The 16,327-nt window shown below is 61.7% G+C and carries 20 protein-coding genes and 2 tRNA genes; 13 read left to right on the top strand and 9 right to left on the bottom strand.

Translation table 11 applies throughout. The features are described 5' to 3' along the window. Nucleotides 1-430: 430 nt before the first annotated feature. Nucleotides 431-505, bottom strand: a tRNA-Thr gene (locus AB0T83_RS18800). Between the two features lie 171 nt (nt 506-676). On the opposite strand from AB0T83_RS18800, the gene AB0T83_RS18805 reads away from it, so the two are divergent. The 13 genes from AB0T83_RS18805 to AB0T83_RS18865 all read left to right on the top strand — a co-directional run bounded on the left by AB0T83_RS18805 (nt 677) and on the right by AB0T83_RS18865 (nt 8,863). After that, nucleotides 677-820 carry a hypothetical protein gene (locus tag AB0T83_RS18805; protein WP_366194757.1) on the top strand — a complete coding sequence of 48 codons (144 nt, stop codon included), beginning with the start codon at nt 677-679 and terminating at the stop codon, nt 818-820. 5 nt (nt 821-825) lie between these two features. Beyond that, on the top strand, nt 826-2,091 hold the full coding sequence (gene murA / locus AB0T83_RS18810) for a UDP-N-acetylglucosamine 1-carboxyvinyltransferase (protein ID WP_366194758.1): 1,266 nt from the start codon (nt 826-828) through the stop codon (nt 2,089-2,091). Then, a complete protein-coding gene (locus AB0T83_RS18815; RefSeq protein WP_366194759.1) occupies nt 2,088-2,564 on the top strand; it encodes a DUF2948 family protein in 477 nt (158 codons plus the stop codon). Before murA ends, AB0T83_RS18815 begins: the two co-directional genes overlap by 4 nt. 85 nt (nt 2,565-2,649) lie before the next feature. Then, on the top strand, nt 2,650-3,960 hold the full coding sequence (hisD, locus tag AB0T83_RS18820) for a histidinol dehydrogenase (protein WP_366194760.1): 1,311 nt from the start codon (nt 2,650-2,652) through the stop codon (nt 3,958-3,960). Further along, on the top strand, nt 3,957-4,424 hold the full coding sequence (locus AB0T83_RS18825) for a UPF0262 family protein (protein ID WP_366194761.1): 468 nt from the start codon (nt 3,957-3,959) through the stop codon (nt 4,422-4,424). The genes hisD and AB0T83_RS18825 overlap by 4 nt, the downstream gene beginning before the upstream one ends. Nucleotides 4,425-4,429: 5 nt before the next feature. Then, on the top strand, nt 4,430-5,017 hold the full coding sequence (locus AB0T83_RS18830; protein ID WP_366194762.1) for a GNAT family N-acetyltransferase: 588 nt from the start codon (nt 4,430-4,432) through the stop codon (nt 5,015-5,017). After that, nucleotides 5,014-5,889, top strand: coding sequence for a nitrilase-related carbon-nitrogen hydrolase (locus AB0T83_RS18835; RefSeq protein ID WP_366194763.1), 876 nt, complete (start codon nt 5,014-5,016; stop codon nt 5,887-5,889). Before AB0T83_RS18830 ends, AB0T83_RS18835 begins: the two co-directional genes overlap by 4 nt. An 81-nt stretch (nt 5,890-5,970) precedes the next feature. Then, entirely contained in the window at nt 5,971-6,189 is a 219-nt protein-coding gene (infA, locus tag AB0T83_RS18840; protein ID WP_021097168.1) for a translation initiation factor IF-1, read from the top strand. Nucleotides 6,190-6,216: 27 nt separating this feature from the next. After that, nucleotides 6,217-6,795 carry a Maf family protein gene (locus tag AB0T83_RS18845; RefSeq protein ID WP_366194764.1) on the top strand — a complete coding sequence of 193 codons (579 nt, stop codon included), beginning with the start codon at nt 6,217-6,219 and terminating at the stop codon, nt 6,793-6,795. Next, nucleotides 6,792-7,829 carry a ribonuclease E/G gene (locus AB0T83_RS18850; RefSeq protein WP_366194765.1) on the top strand — a complete coding sequence of 346 codons (1,038 nt, stop codon included), beginning with the start codon at nt 6,792-6,794 and terminating at the stop codon, nt 7,827-7,829. The genes AB0T83_RS18845 and AB0T83_RS18850 overlap by 4 nt, the downstream gene beginning before the upstream one ends. Then, nucleotides 7,826-8,017 (top strand): DNA gyrase inhibitor YacG, encoded by a 192-nt coding sequence (locus tag AB0T83_RS18855; RefSeq protein WP_366194766.1) that lies wholly within the window; start codon nt 7,826-7,828, stop codon nt 8,015-8,017. The genes AB0T83_RS18850 and AB0T83_RS18855 overlap by 4 nt, the downstream gene beginning before the upstream one ends. Before the next feature lie 78 nt (nt 8,018-8,095). Next, nucleotides 8,096-8,170: transfer RNA gene (locus AB0T83_RS18860), tRNA-Phe, on the top strand. Between the two features lie 390 nt (nt 8,171-8,560). Then, the gene (locus AB0T83_RS18865; protein ID WP_366194767.1) at nt 8,561-8,863 is read left to right on the top strand and encodes a hypothetical protein; all 303 of its coding nucleotides are present in this window, start codon (nt 8,561-8,563) and stop codon (nt 8,861-8,863) included. Nucleotides 8,864-9,216: 353 nt separating this feature from the next. Here the strand turns inward: AB0T83_RS18865 and AB0T83_RS18870 are convergent, their stop codons facing one another. The 8 genes from AB0T83_RS18870 to AB0T83_RS18905 all read right to left on the bottom strand — a co-directional run bounded on the left by AB0T83_RS18870 (nt 9,217) and on the right by AB0T83_RS18905 (nt 16,108). Further along, the gene (locus AB0T83_RS18870) at nt 9,217-9,768 is read right to left on the bottom strand and encodes a hypothetical protein (RefSeq protein ID WP_366194768.1); all 552 of its coding nucleotides are present in this window, start codon (nt 9,766-9,768) and stop codon (nt 9,217-9,219) included. Between the two features lie 369 nt (nt 9,769-10,137). After that, complete coding sequence (locus tag AB0T83_RS18875) at nt 10,138-11,634, bottom strand: YfjI family protein (RefSeq protein WP_366194769.1); 1,497 nt, start codon at nt 11,632-11,634, stop codon at nt 10,138-10,140. Then, the gene (locus AB0T83_RS18880) at nt 11,631-12,404 is read right to left on the bottom strand and encodes a DUF7146 domain-containing protein (RefSeq protein ID WP_366194770.1); all 774 of its coding nucleotides are present in this window, start codon (nt 12,402-12,404) and stop codon (nt 11,631-11,633) included. Before AB0T83_RS18880 ends, AB0T83_RS18875 begins: the two co-directional genes overlap by 4 nt. 202 nt (nt 12,405-12,606) lie before the next feature. Continuing rightward, nucleotides 12,607-12,999: a winged helix domain-containing protein gene (locus AB0T83_RS18885; RefSeq protein ID WP_366194771.1), complete on the bottom strand. Its 393-nt coding sequence runs from the start codon at nt 12,997-12,999 to the stop codon at nt 12,607-12,609. 3 nt (nt 13,000-13,002) lie between these two features. Further along, entirely contained in the window at nt 13,003-13,185 is a 183-nt protein-coding gene (locus AB0T83_RS18890; protein ID WP_366194772.1) for a helix-turn-helix transcriptional regulator, read from the bottom strand. A 322-nt stretch (nt 13,186-13,507) separates the two neighbouring features. Beyond that, nucleotides 13,508-14,062: a hypothetical protein gene (locus tag AB0T83_RS18895; RefSeq protein ID WP_366194773.1), complete on the bottom strand. Its 555-nt coding sequence runs from the start codon at nt 14,060-14,062 to the stop codon at nt 13,508-13,510. Nucleotides 14,063-14,168: 106 nt separating this feature from the next. Beyond that, a complete protein-coding gene (locus AB0T83_RS18900) occupies nt 14,169-14,909 on the bottom strand; it encodes a hypothetical protein (protein WP_366194774.1) in 741 nt (246 codons plus the stop codon). Nucleotides 14,910-14,911: 2 nt separating this feature from the next. Further along, nucleotides 14,912-16,108, bottom strand: coding sequence for a tyrosine-type recombinase/integrase (locus AB0T83_RS18905; protein WP_366194775.1), 1,197 nt, complete (start codon nt 16,106-16,108; stop codon nt 14,912-14,914). Nucleotides 16,109-16,327: the final 219 nt, after the last annotated feature.

Here is a 16,327-nt window from a genome sequence, read left to right on the forward strand (position 1 = left end):
AATGGCGCTCGCCCCGCGAGTTCATCAGGGCCAAAACCGAAACCGCTTAGGTGTCCGGTGAAACGGGGGCTGGATCATAAGAGTTTGTTGGAACTCATCGACCGGCTGGTGGAGACCAAGAACCCCACGGTCGTCAAAGCCATCGAAACCAAGATCGAAAAGCTCGAACGGGAGAAGTTTGCGCTCGTCGAGAAGGCCGCTGAGCCGCTGCCAAATGCGGGCAAATTCGAAGAGTGTATTGAACTCTCCTTGCGATTCCTCTCAAGGCCTTGGGATATATACAAGAATGGGAGCTATGCGGTTCGCCAAACGGTCCTGAGACTGGCTTTTTCTGATCCGCTGACATTCACGCCGGAAGGTGTGTATGGAACTCCAAAAACGACCTTACCTTTCAAGGTGTTAGGTCATTTTCACAACCAAAAGTGTGAGATGGTGCTGCTGGAGAGAATTGAACTCTCGACCTCTCCCTTACCAAGGGAGTGCTCTACCTCTGAGCTACAGCAGCATTTCCGGGCTGCGCGCTGTGGCGCCGCCGGTGTGGGGGGGCTGATACGCCCAAAGACCTGAGGGCGCAAGAGGCCCTTCCAAAAAAATTTCACTTCCCGCGCCGGCACCGGAAGGGGCGTGAAATCCACCGCTCTGGACCGGGCCGCGCGGACAGGCTAGACAGCGCGCCATGGACAAGAACAAGACCGCCTCGGAACAGGCAAAGCCCGCGCAGAAACGGGATGACCGGCTGAAGGCCGCGCTGAAGGCCAATCTGGCGCGGCGCAAGAAACAGGCGCGTTTGCGCCAGGATACCGAGACCAAAGAGGGCTGAGCAGTATGGACAGGATCGTGGTGCGCGGTGGCACGCCCTTGAACGGCGTGATTCCGATCGCGGGGGCGAAGAACGCCTGCCTTGCCTTGATGCCCGCAACCCTGCTGTCGGAGGAGCCGCTGACGCTGACCAACGCGCCGCGCCTGTCCGACATCCGGACGATGACGGAGCTGCTGGAATCGCTGGGGGTCGAGGCAAGTTCACTGCAGGACGGCAAGGTGATCTCGCTGTCTTCGCACGATCTGACCAGCCATGTGGCGGATTACGAGATCGTGCGGAAGATGCGCGCCTCGAACCTTGTGCTGGGCCCGCTGCTGACGCGGTTTCATCATGCGGTGGTGTCCCTGCCCGGCGGTTGCGCCATCGGCGCACGGCCCATGGATATCCACATCCATGCGCTGGAAGCCCTGGGCGCCGAGATCGAGTTGAAGGACGGCTACCTGCACGCCCGCGCGCCCGGCGGACTGAAGGGCGCTGACATGACCCTGCGGTTTGCCTCGGTCGGGGCCACCGAAAACACCCTGATGGCAGCGGTGCTGGCCAAGGGCACCACCGTTATCCGCAATGCTGCGCGCGAGCCCGAAATCGTCGACCTGGCGCAATGCCTGCGCAAGATGGGCGCGCAGATCGACGGCGAAGGCAGCGACACGATCACCATCCAGGGCGTCGACCGCCTGCATGGGGCCACGCATCCGGTGGTGCCGGACCGCATCGAGATGGGCACCTATATGCTGGCCCCGGCCATCGCCGGCGGCTCGGTCGAGCTTCTGGGCGGGCGCATCGACTTGCTGACCTCATTCTGCGAAAAGCTGGACGCGGCCGAGATCGACGTGAGCGAGACCGCCAGAGGCCTGAAGGTGACGCGCCGCAATGGCCGGGTCGATGCCGTTGACGTGGTGACCGAGGTGTTCCCCGGCTTTCCCACCGATCTGCAGGCGCAGATGATGGCGCTGCTGGCCACCGCCAAGGGCGTCAGCGTGCTCGAGGAGCGGATCTTCGAGAACCGTTTCATGCATGCGCCCGAACTGGTGCGCATGGGCGCGGATATCGAGGTGCATGGCGGCACCGCCACGGTCACCGGGGTGACGCGCCTGAAGGGCGCGCCGGTCATGGCCACCGACCTGCGGGCCAGTGTGTCGCTGATCCTTGCCGGTCTGGGGGCCGAGGGCGAAACCGTGGTCAACCGTGTCTACCATCTGGACCGCGGCTATGAGCGGGTCGAAGAGAAACTGGGCGCCTGCGGGGCCATGATCGAACGGGTAAGCGAATGAGCGATGCAAGGTTCGAAGACGGTGCGGAACAGCCGCTGCGCCTGCTGGCCGAGACAGCCGAAGATCTGGCGATCCTGTCGGCACTGGTGCAGGACGCGGTGTTTCAGGCCAGTGAGATGGCCTATCGCCCCGGCAAACGGGAATTCGCGCTGCTGCTGAACCGCTTCCGCTGGGAAGATCGGGAGACGGCCAAGCGCCAGAAGCGGCCGTTCGAACGGGTGCAAAGCGTGCTTCTGGTCAGCGACGTGCTGAAAGTGGCCAGCCAGGGCATCGACCGGGGCGACCGGGACACGGTTTTGAGCCTGCTGTCGGTCACATTTGAGGCGGCGCAGGACGGCGCCGGGGAGATCCTGCTGACGTTGGCCGGAGATGGCGCCATCCGGCTGTCCGTCGAATGCCTGAACCTGCATCTGCGGGATGTGACAAAACCCTATGTCGCGCCGTCGGGGAAGGCCCCTGACCACCATCTGTGACTGGTCTGCCGCTGCGACAACCGTGACATTCCAGTTCCTTGTTACATCTGCCGCTGACCTTTAGAACGCTCCGAAAGGAGTCTGCATGCCCCAGTTTCTAGACACCACCGATCCCGGATTCGAAACGGCCTTCGGCGCGCTGTTGTCGGCCAAGCGGGAAGACAGCCCCGATGTGGACGCCACCGTGGCCGAAATCATCGCTGATGTGCGGGCGCGGGGCGATGCGGCGGTAATCGAGCTGACGCAGCGTTTCGACCGGCTGGAACTGACCCCCGAGACCATGGCCTTCTCGGCCGAAGAGATTGACGCGGCCTGTGCGGAGGTTCCGCACGCGGAACGCGCGGCCTTGCAGATGGCGGCAGACCGGATCCGCGCCTATCACGAACGCCAGTTGCCTCAGGATCAAAGCTGGACCGATGCGGCGGGCGCGACGCTGGGCTGGCGCTGGTCGGCGGTGTCGGCGGCGGGGCTATATGTGCCCGGCGGGCTGGCCTCCTATCCGTCGTCGGTGCTGATGAACGCGATCCCGGCGCAGGTGGCCGGTGTCGGCAAACTGGTTGTCTGTGCGCCGACACCGGATGGCGCGGTCAATCCGCTGGTGCTGCTGGCGGCACGACTGTCGGGGGTGGACACGGTCTATCGCATCGGCGGCGCGCAGGCGGTGGCCGCCATGGCCTATGGCACCGACACCATTGCCGCCGTGGACAAGATCACCGGGCCGGGCAATGCCTTCGTCGCCGCCGCCAAGCGCCGGGTGTTCGGCAAGGTGGGCATCGACATGATTGCCGGGCCGTCGGAAATTCTGGTGATCGCCGATACTGACAACGATCCCGACTGGGTTGCCGTCGATCTGCTGAGCCAGGCCGAGCACGACGAAAGCGCCCAATCGCTGCTGATCACCGATGACGCTGCCTTCGGGCAGGCCGTCGCCGCCGCCGTGGAAAAGCGCCTGGAGACGCTGGAACGCCGCGCCATCGCGGGCGCAAGCTGGCGTGACTTCGGCGCGGTCATCACCGTACGCGACCTGGACGAGGCCGCAGCCCTGTCCGACCGCATCGCGCCCGAGCATCTGGAACTTTGCGTCGCCGATCCCGAAGCATTGGCCGCGAAGGTCACCCATGCGGGCGCGATCTTCCTGGGCGCATGGACGCCCGAGGCCATCGGCGATTATATCGGCGGGCCGAACCATGTCTTGCCCACGGCGCGCTCGGCACGGTTCTCGTCGGGCCTGTCGGTTCTGGATTTCATGAAACGCACCACCACCGCCCGGATGAGCCCCGGCGCGCTGAAGGCCGTGGGTCCGGCGGCGGAAACGCTGGCGACCTCGGAAAGCCTTGAAGCGCACGCGCTGTCGGTCCGGGCGCGGCTGGACCGGCTGAACGAGGGGCCGAAATGACCGAACGCCTGTACGATGTCACCCTGGACACCGGCGGCGCCCGCGCGCCCGCGCCCGAGCTGGAACAGGAGCAGCGGGTCGCGGTTTTCGACCTGCTGGAGGAAAACCACTTCACCCTGCCCGATGCGCCGCAAGGCCCCTATGCGCTGATGCTGGGCCGCGCCGGGCGCAAGCTGGATTTTCGGCTGAGCACCAAGGCCGGGCAGGATGCCGCGCAATTCACCCTGTCGCTGGGGCCGCTCAATCAGGTTGTGAAGGACTATTCGCACATCTGTGAAAGCTATTACGAGGCCGTGCGGTCGAAACCGCCCGCCGAGATCGAGGCGCTGGACGAGGCACGCCGCGCCATCCATCTGGAAGGCGCGGGAATGCTGCGCGAGGTGCTGGCGGGCAAGGCCGAGATCGACGGCGACACCGCGCGCCGCCTGTTCACGCTGGTCTGCGCCCTGACCGCGCAGGACTGAGCCCCGTGTCCCTGCAAGTCCGCGTTCTGACCGGCGAGGCGCTGCTGGCGGCGCTGGAAGATCTTGCCGGGCTGCGGATCTCGGTGTTCCGCGAGTTTCCCTATCTCTACGACGGCGATTTAGACTACGAGCGGCGCTATATGCGCAGCTATGCCGACAGCGCCACGGCGATCCTTGTGGGTGCTTTCGCTGGCGAACGGTTGGTGGGCGCGGCCACCGGCACCATGATGGCCGATCATGCCGGGCAATTTGCCACCCCGCTGAAGGCCGCCGGGCTGGACATCGACGAGTGTTTCTATTGCGCCGAAAGCGTGCTGCTGCCTGCCTATCGCGGACAGGGCGCGGGGCATCGCTTCTTCGATCTGCGCGAGGATCACGGGCGGCGCCTGGGCGCGAAATGGTCGGTGTTCTGCGCGGTCCAGCGGCCCGCCGATCATCCGAGGCGGCCGCCGGACTATCGCCCGCATGATGCCTTTTGGCGCAAGCGCGGCTATGCCCCCCTCGACGGGGCCATCGCGCGGTTTTCATGGCGCGATCTGGATGAGGTCGCGCAAAGCGAGAAACCGTTGCAGGTCTGGGCGCGGCCCCTGTGATCCCGCCACGCGACATCGCGGTGGCCGCAGCGGCCTACCCGGTCGAAGCCCTGCCCGATCTGGATGCGCTGGAGGCCAAGCTGGATCACTGGGTCGCCTCGGCCAATGCCGACTTGCTGGTGTTTCCCGAATACGCCGGGATGGAGGTGGCGCTGGCCGGGGCGCCGCGCGGCCTGTCGGTGGCGGCATGGTGCCATCACGCCGCCGATCTGGCCGCCACCTATTGGGACATGCTGGCCGGGCTGGCCCGTCGCCACACCTGCCATATCCTGACCGGCTCGCTTCCCGCGCATGGGCCGGACGGCGCCCTGCGCAACCGCGCGCAACTGGTGGCCCCCTCGGGCCGGATGGCGGCACAGGACAAGCGCATCCTGACCCCGTGGGAGCGGCGCGAAACATTGCTGACCCCGGCAGACGCGACCGCCGTGTTCGACACCGATCTGGGCCGCATCGGGGTATTGATCTGCTATGACGCCGAGTTTCCGTTGGCGGCCCGCGGGCTGGAGGCCGATCTGCTGCTGGTGCCCGCCTGCACCGATCTGCCCGCCGGCGACGGGCGGGTGCGGGTCGGTGCGCGGGCGCGGGCGCTGGAACAGCAGGCCGTGGTGCTGCATGCCCCGCTGCTGGGGGCGATGCCCGACTGCCCGCTGATCGACACCAATCGGGGCCGCGCCGGGATCTTCTGCCCCTGCGACACCGGCTTTCCCGACGACGGGATCCTGGCCAACGGCGCCCCGGACAGCGCCGGATGGGTGCGCACGTCCCTGTCGAAAGGCCTGATTTCCGAGGCCCGTATCGCCGCTGCGGTGGATGTTCCGGGTCATTGGGCAGAAACCACCGCCCTGCCCGCCCCGATCCGGCGGCGTATTTGACGCGGCCCCTTGATTCATGGACAATATAGGCGCATGTAGACCCCGCCCGCGTTCTGGCGGGTCTATTGATATGGAGTGACCATGGCCAAGGAAGAACTGCTCGAATTTCCCGGCGTCGTGAAGGAACTCCTGCCCAATGCGACATTTCGGGTCGAGCTTGAGAACGGCCATGAGATTATCGCACACACGGCAGGGAAGATGCGCAAGAACCGGATCCGGGTTCTGGCAGGCGACAGGGTTCAGGTTGAAATGACCCCGTATGACCTGACCAAGGGCCGGATCAATTACCGGTTCAAGTAAGCGTTCCGACGCGACAGGGCGAGACTCATGCGACTGATCCTGGGTTCAGGAAGCCCCCGGCGGCTGGAGCTGCTGGGCCAATTGGGCATTGTACCTGACGAGATCCGCCCGCCCGACATCGACGAAACCCCGCGCAAGGGGGAACTGCCGCGTGTCTATTGCGCCCGCATCGCGGCGGAAAAGGCGCAGGCCATCCGCGCCGATGCCGACGATGTGGTGCTGTGCGCCGACACCACGGTGGCACTGGGTCGCCGGATCCTTGGCAAGCCCGCCGACGCGGGCGAGGCCGCCGCTTTCCTGATGCAGCTTTCCGGGCGGCGCCACCGGGTCTATACCGCCGTCAGCATAAAACGCGGCGACCGGACCTGGGCGCGCTGCGTGGAAAGCCGGGTCCGGATGAGGCCCCTGTCCGATGCCGAGGTGAATGCCTATCTGGCCAGCGAAGACTGGCGTGGCAAGGCGGGCGGCTATGGTATCCAGGGACCGGCCGGCGCGTTCATCCCGTGGATCAGTGGATCCTTCACCGGCATCGTCGGCCTGCCCCTGTCGGAAACCGCCGGGCTGTTGCAGGCCGCGGGTGTTCCCCTGATGAAAGGTGCCGCATGAAAGGCTGCCAGATCCTGATTTCGCAGATCAACGGACGCATGGCTGCGGCCCGCATGGTCGATGGCCAGTTGGACGATCTGCTGGTCGATGCGCCCGATCACATCCCCCGCCCCGGCGCCATCTATCGCGGCACCGTGGGACGGCCGATGAAGGGCCAGGGCGGACGCATCATCACCCTGACCGACGGCACCAATGGCTTTCTGCGCCAGGGGCACGGGCTGTCCGAGGGTCAGGCGGTTCTGGTGCAGGTCTCGGGCTATGCCGAAGGGGGCAAGGCCGTACCGGTCACCCCCCGCCTGCTGTTCAAAAGCCGCTATGCCATCATCACGCCGGACGCGCCGGGGCTGAACATCTCGCGCGCGATCAAGGATGAAGAGGCGCGCGTGCGGCTGAAGGAAATCGCCCATGCTGCAGAATTGCCCGACCATCTGGGCCTGATCCTGCGCTCGGCTGCCGCGACCGGCGACGACGAGGCCGTAGCCGATGACATCGCCGAAATGGCCGGGCTGGCCGCGGCCGTTCTGGCCGAAGACAAGGGTGCGGCCGAGCTGCTTCTGGACGGTCCCACGCCGGACCTTCTGGCCTGGCGCGAATGGGTGGATGTGCCCGACCACGACGTGCTGCAGGGCGATCAGGCCTTTGACCAAGGCGGCGCCGCCGAGCGTCTGGAGACCCTTTCCGACCCGCGCGAGCCCCTGCCCGAGGGCGGATGTTTCTACGTGGAACCGACCCGCGCGCTGGTTGCCATCGACGTCAACACCGGCCCCGACACCAGCCCCGCCGCCGGGCTGAAGGCCAATATCGCCACCGCCCGCGCCCTGCTCCGCGCCCTGCGCCTGCGCGGCCTTGGCGGCCAGATCGTGCTGGACCTGGCCCCGATGCCGAAGAAGGAGCGCCGCACCTTCGAGCAGGTCCTGCGCGCCGCCTGCCGCGTCTGCCCGGTGGAAACCACGCCGGTCGGCTGGACCCCGCTGGGCCATTTCGAATTGCAACGCAAACGCGAGCGCCTGCCGCTGGCCGAGACCCTGTCATGACCTGCCCGATCTGCAAGAAGGCTACGCATCCGACCTATCGCCCGTTCTGCTCGCGCCGCTGCGCGGACGTGGATCTGGGCCGCTGGGTGACCGGCGGATACGCCATTGAAACCAAGGAAGAACCTGAAGAGTTCAGCGAAGGCCCGAGCCTTCGCGAGGGGTTTGAAGGCGACGGAAAACTGCACTGAAAAAAGTTGCGTTCGGCTCTGGACACCACCCCGTGGCTCTTCTAGAAGACGCAAACCCAGACGTTGGACGTCACCCGTGCCCGGGTAGCTCAGGGGTAGAGCAGTGGATTGAAAATCCTCGTGTCGGTGGTTCGATTCCGCCCCCGGGCACCATTAAATCAAAATAAGTTTCTGATTTTGTTGAAAGATTTCCCTCGCGGTAGCTTTATATCCCCCCAAATATCCACCCTTTAGAATGACTTGCTACGGCTTGAACTCCTAGCAAAATCAATGCAGTTGATGATGACGCGACGGCAGACTGAAAAATAATCGGGCATGATGCTTGGCGGGGCGCTACCTCAGAACTTCTGCGAGCTGCCTTACCAAAACACAATGACCGCGACCAAGTATCAGTTAGGAACGTATGGTCTTCCACCAGAAGCCGCTTGCACTCATCATTGTATGTAGAGGTTGCCATGCTCCCCCTGCCTACTAACGAAGAAGAAGAAAGTTCTGGCTACTAGGAAGATACGAAATGCGGCCATCTTGGATAGAAGCTCGAACATGTTTGAATCTACGTGGAAAGCGCGGCTTGAAGCTGCAATCAAGGCAAGCGGGAAAAGCGCCCGTGCTGTGTCGCTAGCGTCAGGCAGTAGCCCCGGCTATGTGAGTGGCATACTGACTGAAGGCAAGGAGCCGAGTATTGGCAAATTTCTTGCTATTTGCACGGCTATCCCGGCAAGCCCTTTGCACGTTCTGTTTGGAATATCAGCAGAACCAGAGGATGAAACTATTCTCAGGGCACTGCAGGAAAGCCCAGAAGTTAGGGCTGCAATACTGGCGCTAATTTCAAAGAAAAGAGCTTAAATAAGCCAATGGATTCTGCCTTGTCTAAGCGCATGGCATTTCGGCACAAGACTCTGCACGTTAGACGCCGATGTAACCAGCGCTTCGGCGCTTGAGACTAGTCCATATCATCCGCAAGCCTGTGCGCTTCACGGCCCATCATATTTACTAGCTTGCGTAGTTCTACCGCCACACCGCTACGCCCACCATGCTTCCAATTCGGATGCGATTTTCCCGGCTTTGCCCCTCCTTGCGCCCCATGCATACGACAGACTTTCCAACCACCAACCGCTGGTGCTTGGCATGGTTTGCCGGTGCGCTTCGATTTTGCAGTGCATCGGGGTGCCGCATTTGCACGGTGCATGGGGTCAACGTCACTTCTCTTCACTGCCCCGCCCCCCGCTTTCCACCGTGCCCACTACAGCCTGCGCACCGCTTTCCACCGTGACACGCTCCACACGTACCACCTGCTGCCCTTTCGAGCGATACCGCTTGAGTGTATCCATCTGCGCGGCAAAGGTGCGTGCGGCCTTGTTCAGTGCCCGCTCAGCACAATCTTTCTGCGGAATATTCTCCACATGATTCAGCTGCCTCGCCAGCATCATTGTCGCCTGATGCGTTGCTGCCATCTGGGTTAGCAACAAGGCTTCGGCGGCGTCTCGCGGCTCCATGCTATCGACGAAGCCCACGACAAAATCTGTCGCTTCAGGATCTGTACGCTTGCCGCAGGAACCTAAGATTGCGGCCTGCATGATAAGCCCATTTGCAACCGTGACATTGCCAGATGCCCGCAAGATGCTTGTCCAATCGCCGCTAGTCCCAAGTTCTAACGCATCGTTTCGCGGCCACTCCATGCCAACGCGGGGCGGCTTCCGGCCCTGACCTTTCGCAGTATCGTTCTTCTTCTTTTCGAGGTCTTTTGCCATTGTCAGCGCCCTTTCCGTTCAATCCACTCCCGCGCGTTTCCACACCACATTCGCCCATCTGGCCCTTGACGTTCCCATGCGGTCAGCCTGCGCCAGTCGTTCAACGACACCACACGCCCCGTCCATGTGAGGGGCTTCCCTGTCAGCGAGAAGCCTAGCCGTGGCGGTTCGAGTTCGCAGGAGTCCACCGGGGGCGTTGCAGGTATTGGTGTTGTGCGCTGCGCGGAAGTGCTGGGTTTTGCGCGAGGCGTCGCTACATCCGCTACTTTCGCTACCCCTATCGCCTTTGTAGCGGAAGTAGCGGGAGTAGCATTGGGGCAGGCATCCGCGACCAATCCTTTCGCAAGTCTTTCAAGCGCGGAGGAAGCGTCAAACCACATCGTCGCCGCCTTTCACGATGCGCCATGCCTCGGCCCTAGCCGCCCCGCGCACCACCACCCCGGCCTCCAACCTCACAAGCCATCCATGTTTTTCCAGAATGCCCAGCGCCGCCCTTGCGCGCGGCGTTTCGCGCAACGCGTTTGGCCCCATCTGCACAACATCCCGCACCATCACCTCAGCGTGCTGCCAACTATCCAGCAGCCATTTTCGCAGTGCGTCGGCCTTGTCGATTTCCGCAGATACGGTTGCTGCGCTGGAAAGCCGCGAAGCTTCGGACAAGTAGAATTGCGCCAGGGTGATTGCGTCGGCCATCACACTTGCCGTCACTGATTGTGCGCTCAGGTCAGCCCAGAGCGTAAGAACGCCCGCAATGCGCGCAGCCTGTTCCGCAGCCTTGGATGCCGTGCCGGTAATGTGGGTAAGGTCTCCACCGGGGGCTTGCGCCGCTTCGATTGCATCAGCGAAGCCCGCCAGCAGAACTCGGGCATCGGCGGATAGCCCAAGCGTGCGCGGCTCCAACTCGCGGGTATCTTCATTCATCGGCAGGGGCGTCGATAGCACTGCGCGTAGCCGTTCCGAGAAGCCGGTCAGCGCCCTTTCGTTGTGGCGTGCGTACGCCTGCATCCGGGTTCCAATTGCGCTGGGCGGCTCACACATCAGAAAGCGCGGCAGAAAGCCCGTATCCGCTGCCATCGGATCCGCCATGAAGGCCCGCGCCACGGTCGGCTGCACCATCAGATGCACTGCAAGCCGTCGCCCGTAGAGCGTCGCGTGCCCGTCACCAGAGCGCGTGCGTCGGATCGGGTTCCCTTGCCAAAGGTCATTCAGCGCAGCCAGCGTCTTTTGTCGGTTGTCGCTATTCATGGCGTGCCCGCCAAGGAATTGCCCCCCTTCGTCCGAGAAAAGGCCAAGGCTTGGCTGGCCTGCGGCAAAGAGCTTGGTCAGCCCTTCAAAGGTCGGTTCTGACACGGTGCGGTCAGCAGACGGGGGCGCGCTGGGTTCCGGCCCTAGCGCGTCAAGGTCGGCTCTAGCGGCAACACGCTTTTCGCCCTTTCCTCTCTTTGCGGCGGCAAGAATGCGGTCACGTTCGCCCTTCCAGAGCGCGTGCGCATTGGCCCAGCTTTGCATGTCGTCGCGCTGGGCTTTCGCCCGCTCCCGTTCATGGTCGCGCAACGCCGCCATGAGCGGTGCGTCGCAGGCCGATTTGCGCTCGCCGCTGCGCGCGACGGTCAAAGCGTAAAGCGACAGAGCGCGCACCCCGCCCAGGGTTTCCACATCGGCAAAGCCCTGCACTGCCAAGGAAGCCACGGACAAAGCCGATTGCGCAGGAATAGCCAGCGGGGCTTGTGTTTTGCCCTGCACGGCCTCCACCGCCTCGCGCAGCGGCCCCAGCGCCTGCACCGGATAGGCGGCACCGGGGGCAATATCTCTTACCAGCGGTTGCGGTCCTTCGGGCAGGTAGTGAATTGGTTGGGGGGCGTTCATGCAACTTCCCCTTTCATGGTCAAAACGTCGTTCCAGTCGCGGCCATCCGGGGCGGGCAATGTCGCGACGCGCCAGCCCATCGCGTGAGCGTATGCAGCCAATGCGTTTGCAGCCTCACGGCCCGCAGCATCGCCATCGGGGGCAATGGTCAGCTTTCCTGGGTTCACTGGCAAGCGAAGGCTACGGACACCCGAAGTTGACAACGCAGCCCATGCCGTCGCAGGCGCGCGCAGAAGGCCAGACACAAGGCTCAACGCGGTCTCGACGCCCTCAGCAACCACCAGCGGCCCCGGCCCTTGTGTGAGCCTCACAGCGCCGCCAGCGGTCGTGCCCAGCATCATCTTTGCGGGGTCTACCCCTGCTTTGCTCGAGCCATCAGCCCGAAGATAGGTGCGGTGTACGGCAATGCCGTTGCCGCCTTCCACAAGTGCCACAAGTGCCGGAAGCCGTTTCGCGGTCGGCCCGTGCCAGCATTCGGGATGGAAGCGAAGCGTTTGCGGCAAGGGGCAGTTGATGCCCCGCCCCCGCAGATAGGTTTCTGCCAACGTTCCCGTGATAGTCTGCGATTCTAGCCAGCACCTTTCGGCCTGCCGTGCCCGCTTCTCGGTCTCAGCCCGCCGCACCGCTTCGCGCTGGGCAATAGTCGCCCTATCAGGGGGCGTGTAGTCCCCCGAAAGAAGTCCCGCCGCTGCCAGAATGTCGAGAAAAGCGCAGTCGCACTTCTTGCAGTGCAGGACCAGATTGCCGCCTCGCCCGTCGGCCAGGGTCAATGCGTTTTGCCCTTTGCGGCCCTCGGGCTGACATACGGGGCAAGGTGCCGCCCCGTAATTCCGATACCACTTGCCGCCCAGCGCTCTTGTCAGGTCGCGTGCATCCGTCAAAAGCCTGCCCCCCAAATCAGTGCGGCCAGAGCGTTTGCCTGTGCTTCGTTCAGCCCGTGAAGGTGGCGCAGATAGAGGATTTGCAGCCGGTTCATGCGGTACCCCCTTTCCACTTGGGGGCCACAACAGAGCGCAGCACGTAGCGTGCGTGATGCCCCGGAAAATCGCCCTCATGCGTTTCGGTGATGGTTTCAATCTCCACCCCGAGTTCGCGGAGATTGAATACATAGCCGCTCCAGCGCGGCGCGGGGTTATCGATAGGTGTGCATCCCTTCTTGCCTTCGCGCCGCAGTTCTTCCAGCGCCCAACGGTCCCGGCCCGAGACCACGATATTGAAGGCATCGCCTGCGCTGGTCGTGACACGATAAGCCGTGCCCCCCCGTGATTTTCGTGCTATCCTCCGGGTGCCTTCCGCTCTCGCATGGACAGGCTTTCCAGCCCCGGTTGCGCCCGCCAGCGCGCCGGGGTTATTCTTTGCGGCCATCGTTTACGCCGCCTGTTCGCGAAGGGCGCGCAGATGAGCGTCAATGTCGCCCTCAGGCCAATAGATCCGGCCTCCGAGTTTGATTGGCTGCGGCAAGCGGCCCGCCGCGAGGTCAGCATAGATTGCGCTACGGGAACGGTTGCCCAGCTTTTCACGTAGTTCATTCAGGGTGAGGTAGGTTTGCATTTCGAACCATCCATAGTCGTTTCGAATGGTCCGAACATGCCTCTCTTTGAAAGTTGACGCGTCAGCAGGAAATCACCTTTTCGGTGTCTTGCTGCTAACTGCGTTTGCAAACCTATCACCTCCGTAGTGACACAACTTCGCGACCAAAAGAACGGTCTAGGAATAGGAATAGGAATAGGAATAGGAATAGGAATAGGAGTAGGAGTAGGAAACTGTGAAGTGGTATCGGGTGACCATGAGAAAAATATCTAGAGCCTAGTCCCGCCACCATCCAACAGCACTTATGTATGGTTAACCTGTCAAGTGGGGGACTAGCACCGCTTTACATCGAACGGCCGAGGAATACGGAATATCCGAATAGTGGTATCGTAACAAAATCTAGTAGAAATGAGCTGATGAATACGACAATCGAACCTGGCAAGCCTAAAAATGAAAGCACCAACCCGACAAGCTGGAGAAGCCCACTTTCAGACTGTGTGAAAGCTGTGCCAAGATACATCGCCGCAACCGACCCACCTAAGAACAGAATGACACTTCCAAATAGGTTACTCATGCCCGCAAGGAAGATTCCAACCGGCGGGATGAGTTTGATTGTTGCACGGATCAGAAGGCGGCGAATGAGGGAATTGGGAAGACCTTCAAATGCAGATACAATGCACTCTGTAACAACATCATACTTTTCATCGGTGGGATCCGGCATATCGTCCATCCAAAATTCAATAATTTCTGACCCGGGCCATCCATCAATTTTTGTCCAACATTCCCCAAATAGAGCGCTGGAGCCTTGAAGGTGACGCCATTTCACGCCGCGATCAAGCCTCTTGGCTGTTTGGGTCTCTGATTCCTCCCCAACGGTCAAAACCAAGCCGTGCATCACTCATTTCGCGCTCACCTTGCCCGCGATTCATCATTCGACGCCACCAGTGCTATTAACATGCTGAAATATAACATGTTACTGAGCCACTGAGGAAATGAGCCTTAAGTCACTTGGGGAAGCGCGTTATGGTATCTTCGACACGATTCATGGATCTAAGTGCTGAAGCGGCTGAAATGTTGCGCCCATATAATGCCAGGATTTCTTCAAGAAATCGGCCAAACGGCCCCGGTGCATCGTGCTTTTCTGCTTTGGGGGCAAATTCCCGAAGGTGTTGATCATACTTGAGCATTTGCTCTTTCGCGGTTTCCCACTCACGTTCAGGCAGGGTATACACATGGAGGATATTTATATAGGCAGGTCCGTATTCGTCCCAATCTGCGTGCCACGCCTCTTCTGCCCAAATGCTTCGCGCCGTTTTTGCAAGTGCTGCCGCGCACCAGTCACGTTTCTTACTAGCCTTTACACCAGCGCGACGCTTTTCCATCATTTCGGAAGCGCCTTCTCTTACCAAATCAGCGACTAGATATGCTTCATTGGCCAAGGGCTTTTCTTTGTCCCACCACGCGGGCGAGGTCCAGTTGAGCTCTCGCATTCCATCGTTGCCAAGAGCGACAAGGGCTCGTTTCAATTCAACAGAAGCTCTTCGCAAGCGTTTCCAAGACTCCTCGTCTGGACCAAGCCCAAATCCAACCAGAGGATAACGAAAAGACTCGTCGAGTTTAAAAGCCTGGAACTCACTACGCTTTGAGCAACCAATATACTCTTCAAACGGCCGTGAAGAGCCTGGAAACTGCCGCTCAATGATTTCGACAAGTCCCGCTGGAAGTCCATCAACATCAATTTCCAACACTAGCAGCCCTTCCCTGCCAGGTTGACCACTTGCCCGGCACCACCGGTTGCAAGGTCTGCCCATCGGTCAGCCAGTTTGGAGCGTTGTTCGAGGAAGTCAGTGCGGCGATAGGCGCGAACGATGCCCCCGTCCACCACATGTGCAAGCATTGCTTCGGCCACCTCGTGCGGAGCATCGGTTGCTTCGGCAAGCCAAGTGCGCAAGCTTGTCCGGAAGCCATGCGGGCGTGCTGCCAGCCCGCGTCGTTCCATGTGACGTGAAAGCGTCATGTCACTAATCACGCCCTTCCGAGTGTTCGGAAATAAAAAGCCGTTGCGGGCGTGCGGGCGTGCCATTTCAATAATCCGACGCGCTTCCAATGATAGGGGCACCCGAAAAGCATCAGTTGCGCCTTTGCGGCCCTTCATGGCGTCCGCTGGCACCGTCCAAACGTCGCCTTCGATCTGGTCGAGACGGATATTGCGCAGCGGGTTGGAGCGCATCCCGGTCAAAATCAACAGCCGCAAGGCGAGGTGCGTAAGCGTAGGTTCTTCGAGGCTGGCGTAGAAAGCGGGAACATCCGCCCATGCCATCGCCGGGATATTCTTCGGCACATGGCGCGTCTTGCCCAGCAGTGCCTTGGCTTTCTCGGTCGCCTGCATGTCTACATCCAGGCCCAGCGCAGCAGCATGGCGCATCACGATAGACAGCCGGTTGAGCGCCTTGCGCGCGGTGTCTGCTTTCGTGTGCCAAATGGGGGCCAGGGTATCGCGAATGTCGCGCTGGTCGAGGTCCGTCACCGGAACTTTCCCCAGCTTCGGCAAAACGTGAATGTTCAAGGGCGATAGCCACCGTCCAGCCGTACCGTCGCCTTTCAGTTCTGCTTTGCGCGCCTCGAACGCATCCGCAGTCAAGACCGCCAACGAAATATCAGCGCGCTGCACGGCTCTCCTTTCGGCTTCACGCTCCTTCACAGGGTCACGCCCATCTGCCGCTACGCTGCGCCAGTGTTCAGCCTGCTTCCGCGCACCCGCCAAGGATAGATTGGGAAAGCCGCCCAAGCCCATCTCACGCCGCCTACCGTGAACGGTAACGCGCAACACCCACTGCGCCCCGCCATCGTCTCGTTTGACCAGCCAAAGCCCTGCGCCGTCGCAGTGTTTGCCCACGGGAGCGGACCTTACGAACTGTGAGGAAAGCCGTTTCGTCGCTCTCATTTTCATCCACCTATATATCCACCTTAGACTAGTGGACGCGGACGGACAGAGCAAGACAACGCCGGACAGAAAGCCTAACGCCCATAGGGGGATAGACACAAAAGCATACAAAGATAAACGTTATAAAACAATAAGTTGGTGCCGCCCCCGGGCACCATATACCCTTCCGATTGCGGCCAGCACTGTATCCTAATAGACTGAATTCCGTAGATATTCTCG

The sequence above is a fragment of the Meridianimarinicoccus marinus genome (genome assembly GCF_040689105.1).
Classification (GTDB): domain Bacteria; phylum Pseudomonadota; class Alphaproteobacteria; order Rhodobacterales; family Rhodobacteraceae; genus Meridianimarinicoccus; species Meridianimarinicoccus marinus.